This is a genomic window from Collinsella aerofaciens, from assembly GCF_040910185.1.
Taxonomy (GTDB): domain Bacteria; phylum Actinomycetota; class Coriobacteriia; order Coriobacteriales; family Coriobacteriaceae; genus Collinsella; species Collinsella aerofaciens_BF.
In genome coordinates, this window is sequence record NZ_JBDGBA010000023.1 from 21,055 (window position 1) to 29,589 (window position 8,535).

The 8,535-nt window shown below is 59.8% G+C and carries 8 protein-coding genes; 4 read left to right on the top strand and 4 right to left on the bottom strand.

Annotated features, from left to right (window positions below):
• Positions 1-16 precede the first annotated feature (16 nt).
• Both AB5Z54_RS08555 and AB5Z54_RS08560 read right to left on the bottom strand, forming a co-directional pair.
• On the bottom strand, positions 17-1,060 hold the full coding sequence (locus tag AB5Z54_RS08555; protein ID WP_368161218.1) for a hypothetical protein: 1,044 nt from the start codon (positions 1,058-1,060) through the stop codon (positions 17-19).
• Positions 1,060-2,136, bottom strand: coding sequence for a tetratricopeptide repeat protein (locus AB5Z54_RS08560; RefSeq protein ID WP_368161220.1), 1,077 nt, complete (start codon positions 2,134-2,136; stop codon positions 1,060-1,062). The genes AB5Z54_RS08555 and AB5Z54_RS08560 overlap by 1 nt, the downstream gene beginning before the upstream one ends.
• Before the next feature lie 500 nt (positions 2,137-2,636).
• On the opposite strand from AB5Z54_RS08560, the gene AB5Z54_RS08565 reads away from it, so the two are divergent.
• From AB5Z54_RS08565 to AB5Z54_RS08580, 4 genes are all read left to right on the top strand, one after another.
• Positions 2,637-3,860 carry an iron-containing alcohol dehydrogenase gene (locus AB5Z54_RS08565; protein WP_215675225.1) on the top strand — a complete coding sequence of 408 codons (1,224 nt, stop codon included), beginning with the start codon at positions 2,637-2,639 and terminating at the stop codon, positions 3,858-3,860.
• Between the two features lie 83 nt (positions 3,861-3,943).
• Entirely contained in the window at positions 3,944-5,044 is a 1,101-nt protein-coding gene (locus tag AB5Z54_RS08570; RefSeq protein ID WP_022093872.1) for a glycerol dehydrogenase, read from the top strand.
• A 114-nt stretch (positions 5,045-5,158) separates the two neighbouring features.
• Positions 5,159-5,665, top strand: coding sequence for an iron-containing alcohol dehydrogenase (locus AB5Z54_RS08575; protein ID WP_368161222.1), 507 nt, complete (start codon positions 5,159-5,161; stop codon positions 5,663-5,665).
• 151 nt (positions 5,666-5,816) lie between these two features.
• A complete protein-coding gene (locus tag AB5Z54_RS08580; RefSeq protein ID WP_260699477.1) occupies positions 5,817-7,070 on the top strand; it encodes a 4Fe-4S binding protein in 1,254 nt (417 codons plus the stop codon).
• Positions 7,071-7,201: 131 nt separating this feature from the next.
• Here AB5Z54_RS08580 and AB5Z54_RS08585 read toward each other — a convergent pair whose 3' ends face one another.
• Both AB5Z54_RS08585 and AB5Z54_RS08590 read right to left on the bottom strand, forming a co-directional pair.
• Positions 7,202-7,957 (bottom strand): GntR family transcriptional regulator, encoded by a 756-nt coding sequence (locus AB5Z54_RS08585; RefSeq protein WP_161116120.1) that lies wholly within the window; start codon positions 7,955-7,957, stop codon positions 7,202-7,204.
• A 65-nt stretch (positions 7,958-8,022) separates the two neighbouring features.
• A partial coding sequence (locus AB5Z54_RS08590; RefSeq protein WP_368161223.1) for a zinc-binding dehydrogenase occupies positions 8,023-8,535 on the bottom strand: 513 nt, incomplete at its 5' end.

Below are 8,535 nucleotides of genomic sequence, written 5' to 3' on the forward strand. Positions count from 1 at the left end.
CGGGTCGAGTGCGTCACTAAAAACCGTAGCGGCGCGCAAATTCCTGGGCAAGCTGCGATACGTCTTCGCAAGCGTTGGCCCAGGGGGCAAAGTCGGGAGTATCCGAGATGATGCCGTCGGCCTCCCAAACGGCCTGGTGCGAAAGATCCCAGGGATCGCGTGGCTCGGGCCGGCAGGGAAGGTACGGTGTCTGGTACATGGGATTCAGCAAGAAGAACGCGCCACCCTCGCAGCGGTTAGCGAACTCGCGCAGCGCACGCACCGCCGGACGCATCTTGTTCGTTTTGAACAAGAGGATTGTGCGGGCGAGCAGGTACCAGGGGGAGTTCTCGAGCGCATCGGCTCCCACCTGTTCCTCGAGCTGGTGGGCTAGGGCAAAAAAGCCGTCCTCGTCTTCCAGGCGAGCGAGGGCGAGCAACACGGTGCCGGCAGCTCGGGTGGGATAGCCTTCTGCCTTAAGAACACGGCGGGCGTAGTTGGCAGCAGCGCGGTAGCGGGCGCTCGCCATGCACAGCTGCGAGATGGCTTCGAGTGTGTGAAGCCACCCGATAAGAGCCGGCTCGCTCACGGTAAGGTCTGCTGCGGTGACACCGTCGGCCAAAACATTATTGGCCCAGTAGTGCGGGGCCTCCATATCAAACCCGGGCACGCTCTGTTGCAGGTAGTCGGCCGTACTCGCCTCGAGCTTCATCAGGTCGCCCAGGCAGGCATCGACGGGCGTGTCGGCCAGGATGATGGCGAGCAGCTGGGCATCGAGGACATGCGCATCGACGCGAACAATCTTGAGCAGCTCATCGCGCATGTCGTCGAACAGGCGGTTGCGCGTCTGCTCAAACTCCTCGTCGCTGCCCATGTCCTCGATGCGGCGAAGCTCGTCAAGCAAATGACGATGAACGCCGGCATAGGACAGCAGCGCTTGGGCATGCTCGGTCTGCGCATACTTTTGAGGGTTTGCGCTGATGTCGTTATGGACAAGCTCGCGTGCTGCATCGGTGAGTTCGGGGTGCGATGCCAGATAGGTGCGCTCCAGATAGGCGGGGATGTAGACGCTCGGATCCATTAGAGGTCTCCTCCCTTAAACGGCAATCCCTGTTCGGCCGCGCGCAGGATTCGTTCGTCGATCTGGGAGCGCACGATGTCGTTGGTGGCGACCCAGGCGGCAAAGCTGGCGTTGTCGGGCGCGCCTAGGCCCTCCTGCAGCACCGGCGTCGCCTCGGACAGGGCAAGGACAAGCTCATCGGTGGAGCCCGGACCTACGTTGACGCGGGCATAGACGCCATCGGGAAACTCGGTTTGGAAGTAGAGCGCCTCGGCCGCGTGCGGGCATGAGCGCACCAGGATGCGCAGGTAGTGCTCGGCGCCCTCGTAATCCAGCTCGCGCCAAGCAGTGCTCATCAGCGCGATGAGCGTCCACGGGTCCAGGTCGCGCTCTGCGTCCTTGGGACGGCGGCGCAGCGGCGTGTTGGCAAGATAGGACACGGAGTGGGCGGAACGAAAACGCTTGAGCTCCTCGGCAGGGTATTCGAGCTTTGCCATGGCAAGCATCGCGGTATGGCGGACGCCGGCGGGGTCGTTGGGCGCAAAGTCCAGGCTGCGATTCGCGGCATCCAGCGACATGCGGTAGCGGCCGCTAATGAGCGCGCGCGATGCCAAGGCGGCAAGCCAGCGCAGGTAGGGACGGCGGGTCAGGTCGCCTGCGGCCTCACGCTCGTAGGGGTCCTGCGCCGAGGCAATCTTGAGCGCCAGATCGTGCTCCACCTCGTCGCACTTGGACACCAGATACTGTACGTATTCCTCGTTGGATTCGGCGGTGAGCGCCGTCAGCATGCGCTGGGCATCCCAGTTGGCCGGATCGAGCGCGGCTGCCTCGCGGAGCATGTTCTCGGCTGCGGCTTCTTCTTGCTCTGCCTGGGCGTCGTCGGGGATAAAGGGGATGCGGTAGTCGACAGCCTCGACCACCTTGGCAATGAGGTGCCCGGCGCGGTCGCGATCGTGCACGATGAGCGGCGCGGGGTTGCGGGTGAATTGCTCCATTAGACGCTCGACGGCGGGGCCGTCAGTGAGCGGGATATTGTCGCGGCGCAAGGCCTCAAGAACGAGGCGATGGCAATCCTCTTGAATGGGATCGAATGCCATGGGGCCTCCTTTGCTGCGGTTAGGGTTCAAATATCTTTATATAAGGTTCTAGTTTACCCGCATGTGGCACACCGGGGGTGCCGCACTTGGACTTGCACCTTTGCACCACGAAGACGGATGTCACACAAATGTCGGCACCTCGGTTGCGCGGGTGGTATCACAGTGCCGTAAACGGTCGATTTTTGGCGGCGAACGGGGCACATTTTGGAGGGGCACAGCCCTGTCCGGGATATGTGGTCAACCTTGATAAAACGTTTGCCCAGCTTGGGAGTATGAATGCCCCACAAGGGTCTTCAGGGATAGAAAAAACGTTTCATCATTGTCGGCTTTAGGTGAATAACTGACCAACCAGAACGGTAGAATAGTATTAGTCTGAGCGTTGAGACGTTTAGACATCGCGCATTGTCATCGCCGGCAACGCGCAAAACGGTCCTAACGGAGCCAATTGGGTGCTCCGTTATATACGCAAGTCTAAGAGGGGCTTGTTTAGGAGGCACAGTATGGGACGTTTTACCAATCCTCGTGATCTGTACTTTGGTGAGGGCGCTCGCCACGAGGTGAAGAACCTCAAGGGCAAGAAGGCCATCATCGTTTCTGGCGGCAGCTCTATGCGCCGCGGCGGGTTCCTGCAGGACGTTGAGGCCGACCTCAAAGAGGCCGGCATGGAGGTCAAGCTGTTCGAGGGCGTCGAGTCCGATCCCTCCATCGAGACCGTCATGAAGGGCGCAGCCGCTATGCGCGACTTCGAGCCCGACTGGATCGTTGCTATCGGTGGCGGTTCGCCCATCGATGCCGCTAAGGCCATGTGGGTCTTCTACGAGTATCCCGAGGAGTCCTTCGACAACATTATCCAGCCGTTCAGCTTCCCCGAGCTGCGTCAGAAGGCTCACTTCTGCGCCATTTCCTCTACCTCCGGCACCGCTACCGAGGTCACTGCCTTCTCCGTCATTACCGACTATGCCAAGGGCATCAAGTACCCGCTGGCCGACTTCAACATCACCCCTGATGTCGCCATCGTCGACCCCGAGCTCACCTACACCATGCCCGCCAAGCTGTGCGCTCACACCGGCATGGACGCTCTGACCCACTGCATGGAGGCCTACGTTTCCACCTGCGCTTCCATGTTCACCGACGCCAACGCTCTGCACGGCATCCGCGAGATCGTCGAGTGGCTGCCCAAGTCCTATGCTGGCGACCATGAGGCCCGTCAGCACATGCACGAGGCTCAGTGCATCGCCGGTATCGCCTTCTCCTCGGGCCTGCTCGGCATCGTTCACTCCATGGCTCACAAGACCGGTGCTGCCTTCGAGAACGGCCACATCATCCACGGTGCTGCTAACGCCATGTACCTGGGCAAGGTCATCCAGTGGAACTCCAAGGATCCCCGTGCTGCCGAGCGTTATGCTTACGTGGCCAAGGAGATCCTGCACCTTCCCGGCGAGACCAACGAGGAGCTCATCGCCGCGCTCGTCCAGAAGATCCGCGACCTCAACGACCAGCTCAACATTCCGCAGTCCATCAAGGATTACGCGAATGGTGGCGTGAAGGTCGACGCCGAGAACCCGCAGATGGTTTCCGAGGAGGAGTTCCTCGCCAAGCTGCCCGAGATCGCCGCGAACGCCGAGCAGGACGCCTGCACGCCCGAGAACCCGCGTGAGACCAAGGCTGCCGACTTCGAGAAGATCCTCAAGGCCTGCTACTACGACACCGACATCGATTTCTAATCGACTCTTGTTATCGTAACGAGGGGCTCCGCACGTATCTGTACGGAGCCCCTTTCTTTTTTCTTTTAGAGAATGGGATAGTTATGGCTGCAATTTTCAATAGCCCCAGCAAGTACATCCAGGGTCCGGACGAGCTGGCCAAGCTCGGCTCCTATGTCGAGCCGCTCGGCGCTAAGGCCCTCGTCATCGTGACGCCTTCGGGCAAGAAGCGCGTCGGTGCCAAGATCGAGGGCGGCTTTGCCGAGGCCAAGGCCGAGCTGCTGTTTGAGGACTTTAACGGCGAGTGCTCCAAGGGCGAGGTCGATCGCCTGGTTGCGCTCGCCCGTGACAACGGTTGCGACATCATCGTCGGCGTCGGTGGCGGCAAGATCCTCGACACCGCGAAGGCCGTCGCCTATTACCTGGAGTCCCCGGTTATCATTTGCCCCACCATTGCTTCGACCGATGCCCCGTGCTCGGCGCTTTCGGTGCTCTATACCGATGACGGCCAGTTCGACAAGTACCTCTTCCTGAAGGCAAACCCCAACATTGTCCTGATGGATACGACGGTTATCGCGGCGAGCCCGGTGCGCCTGACGGTTTCCGGTATGGGCGATGCGCTCGCAACCTACTTTGAGGCCCAGGCGACGCATGATGCCGACGGTGGCACTTGTGCCGGCGGCAAGGGCGGAATGGCCGGCTTGGCGCTTGCCAAGCTCTGCTACGAGACGCTTATGGCCGATGGCGTCAAGGCCAAGGTTGCGCTGGAGAAGGGTGCGCTCACGCCTGCCGTCGAGCACATCATTGAGGCCAACACGCTGCTTTCGGGCATTGGCTTTGAGAGCTCGGGCCTCGCTGCTGCTCATGCCATCCACAATGGCCTGACGATGCTGCCCGAGTGCCACAGCATGTATCACGGCGAGAAGGTCGCCTTTGGCACTATCGTCCAGCTGGTGCTCGAGGATGCCCCGACCGAGAAGCTCGAGGAAGTCTTGGGCTTCTGCATTGAGCTGGGCCTGCCGGTCACGATGAAGGAGCTGGGCGTTGCCGAGGTTACGCGCGAGAAGGCCATGATTGTTGCCGAGGCCGCGTGCGCGCCCGAGGACACCATGTGCAACATGCCGTTTGAGGTGACGCCCGAGATGGTCGCAAACGCCATCCTGGGTGCCGACGCGCTGGGCCACTACTATCTCATGGATGAGTAAATCAAGCTAAGGAAGGGGCAAAGCCAGCAGATGGCTTTGCCCCCTTTTTGCTATGGTGCAAAGGGGTCAGGTTGCTTTGCACCAATTGTTGTTGATGAAAGGGCGGATTCTCGTATGGCGCTTCCCATGGTTTATGGCGGTCCCGGTCGGTATGTTCAGGGGCCGGGTGAGCTCTCGCGTCAGGGCAGGTATTTGTCATGGTTGGGTTGCGCTGCCTATGTCCTGTTTGACCAGGGCACCGAGGATCGGCTGTGCAGGCAGATCGTCGATGGATTTCTGGACGAAGATCTAAGCGAGCCATTCTTTAAGATCTATAACGGTCCGTGTACGGAAGAGGCCGTTGTTGAAATGGCTAAGGAAGCCCGGGCTGAGTATTGCGACATGGTGGTGGGTATTGGCGGCGGCAAGATGCTCGATATCGCCAAGGCCGTTGCGTTTTATGCCGAGTTGCCGTTGTGCGTATGCCCCACGGCGGCTTCGATGGACGGTCCGTGCAGCGCGATTTCCGATGCCGATCTGCAGAGTGTTGCAAATGCGGTCTTTAGAAACGAGCGCAATATGGCTAACGAACAGGCCAAGGTGACCAAACAAAAACTCGTGCAGCTCATGTGCGAGGCATAGTTTGGCGCTTGATTGATCTTGTGCAATCGAGACGGCGATAGGCCATGGGCTATTTGCCGCAAAGATGCTCCGCGTGTAATTTGCCCGAGGCGTGGGCCGATAGCGTATCATTATCTCTTGCTTGTTTGCACTGCTCAGGGAGGGGCCGCGCATGGCGCAGGAACACGATCTGTTTGATGACATTATCGAGATCAGCAAGGGTTTCGACTTTCTTAAAAACCCGCTTGGCGGTGTGACCGATGCACTCGATCCGTCGGCGCCGCAGTGGAATCCTGCCGACTACAAGGAGCGTCCGCGCGGCAACACCATTCCGTGCCTGACCTGCAAAAACGAAAAGAGCGGCTGCACCGCGTGCATGGACGTGTGCCCGGTCAACGCTATCGAGGTCGAGGAAGACGCCATCGAGATTCTCGACTCCTGTCGCAAGTGCGGCCTGTGTGCCGCTGCCTGTCCGACCGAGGCAATCATCTCGCCGCGTCTGGCGCCCAAAAACCTGTATGACGATATCGTCTCTGCTGCTACGAGCCACGAGACCGCCTACGTCACCTGTACGCGCGCCCTCAAGCGCATGCCGCGCGAGAACGAGGTCGTCGTTGCCTGCGTGGGCGATATTACGGCCGAGACCTGGTTCTCGGTACTGGCCGATTATCCCAACGTGAGCGTCTACCTGCCGTTGGGCGTGTGCGATAAGTGCCGCAACACCGGTGGCGAGGATATTCTGGGCGAGGCGATTGCGAAGGCCGAGGAGTGGTCCGGCACGGGTATGGGCTTGGAGGTCGACCCCAAGAGCCTCAAGTGCCATAAGCTTCGCGAGTACGAACGCAAGGAGTACATGGAAAAGATTGCCCGCACCACGGGCCTGACGGTGACCAAGCTTAATCCGGCGACGGCGGCGCTGGCCTCGGTGACGCAAAAGCTCAAGGCCCATCGCCATCAGATTACCCAGCTGGAGCGCACGCTCAACACCATGTGCGGCACCACGACGACCAAGCGTCGCCGTTCGCTCACGCACGGGCGGCAGCTGGTGCTCTCGACGCTGCAAAACCACCCCGAGCTTGCCCAGAACATGCAGGTGAGCACGCCGGAGTGCGATTTTGACAAGTGTACGTCGTGCGGCGAGTGCGTCAACGTGTGCCCCACGTTTGCCTGCGATCTGGTGGGAAGCGGCCGCTTTGCGTTGGAGTCCACGTATTGTTTAGGCTGCGGCGCCTGTGTCAAGGTTTGTCCCGAGCATGCGCTCAAGCTTGTTGAGCACGACGCGTCCAATCTGGTCGTCGTCGATCCCGAAGCCGAGGAAAAGGCCGCCCAGAAGGCGAAGGCTCACGAAGAAGCTGAGAAGGTCAAGGCCGAAGCAAAGGCCAAGCTCGACAAGATGCTCGATCAGGTGGAGAAGCTCGCGGACTAGCTAAAAGAGCGTAAATGATGGCCGGTGGGACAGGTACTGCCCCGCCGGCCAAAAAAGTTGCGGTGGAATAGTCCCTGTTTTGCCCTTAAGCTGGCAATTCTAGGAACTATCCCACCGCAACTAATAGATGGTTAGTTCATGCTGCTTTGGTGGCCGGTTCGACCGGTACCGTTGCGCGTCACGGTTTCATGGAGCAAAAAGAACCCGGGGACCTGTTTGGTCTCGGTGTATTCCATAAGGATGCCGTCGGCGTTGTAGGTCTGCCCGCGTATAACGGCGAGTGCGTTAAAGTCGTCGAGATCGAGCACGCGCGTATCCTCGGGCGTAGGATGCTCGATCGTTACATCGCGTTTGCCCGTGGCAATCTTAATGCCAAGGTCTTCTTCGAGGTAACGATAGATCGAGTCGTTGACAATCTCGGGTGTCAGCCCCGGTACTTGTGAACTTAGGTAATAGGAGTCGTCGGAGCACACGGCTTGTCCGTCTGCATAACGGATGCGTTTGGCGCGTGTGAGCTCACAGCCTTCGGGAAACCCGGTAATCTTGGAGAGCGCCTTGCTGCAGATGAGGAGCTCAAAGACGGTGGTGACAGTCTTGAGCTCAAAGCCTCGGTTGACCGCGATTTCCTTAAAGGTCTCGAGTCCGCCGCCGCCACGACTCGTCTCGTCACTGATGTTGCGAATGACGCGCATGCCTTTGCCTTGCTGGGGGAGCACGTAACCATCTGCCGCAAGCATCGAGATGGCGCGACGGACCGTCATGCGCGAACAGTCAAACAGCTGCGTGAGCTCAGTCTCCGAAGGCAGATAACTCTGATAGGCGTATGTGCCGTCGTCAATCGACTGCTTCACGTTGTCATAAATAGTTTGGAAGATGGCTCGCGCCATGACGGTCTCCTAGAGCTGGGCGCGTGAACGACGGATGAGGGCCGCCCGCGCAGGTGTCAATCGATTTACTTGCTGGGGTCGATTATATATTTGCCCATGGCACGCAGGGCCGGGTCTGACAGGATAGCGCCGAGTTCGTCGAGGGAGGCTACCTTTGCGACCATCGAGGATACGTCGAGCCTGCCTGAGTCGATGAGTTCGAGCGCGCGACGCTGTGTGTAAGGGTTGATGTAGGACGAGGTGAGCACAAGCTCCTTCTGGAAGACCTCGAAGGGCTTGACGGTGATCGTCTCATCGGGCTTGGTAAGTCCGAACATCATAACCGTGGCCTTGTGGCCGGCGATCTGGATGGCCTGCTCGATGGTGACGGGCTTGCCAACACACTCGATAACGACATCGACGTTGCCGACGCCCTCCTGCTTCAGGCGGGCCGGGACGTCCTCGTGGATGGAATCAATTGCCAGGTCGGCGCCGAGTTTGAGCGCAACCTCGCGCTTGCCCTCGACGGGCTCGAGCAAGACAACCTTGGTGGCGCCGGCGTTTTTAGCAAGCTGCATCATGAGCAGACCGATCATGCC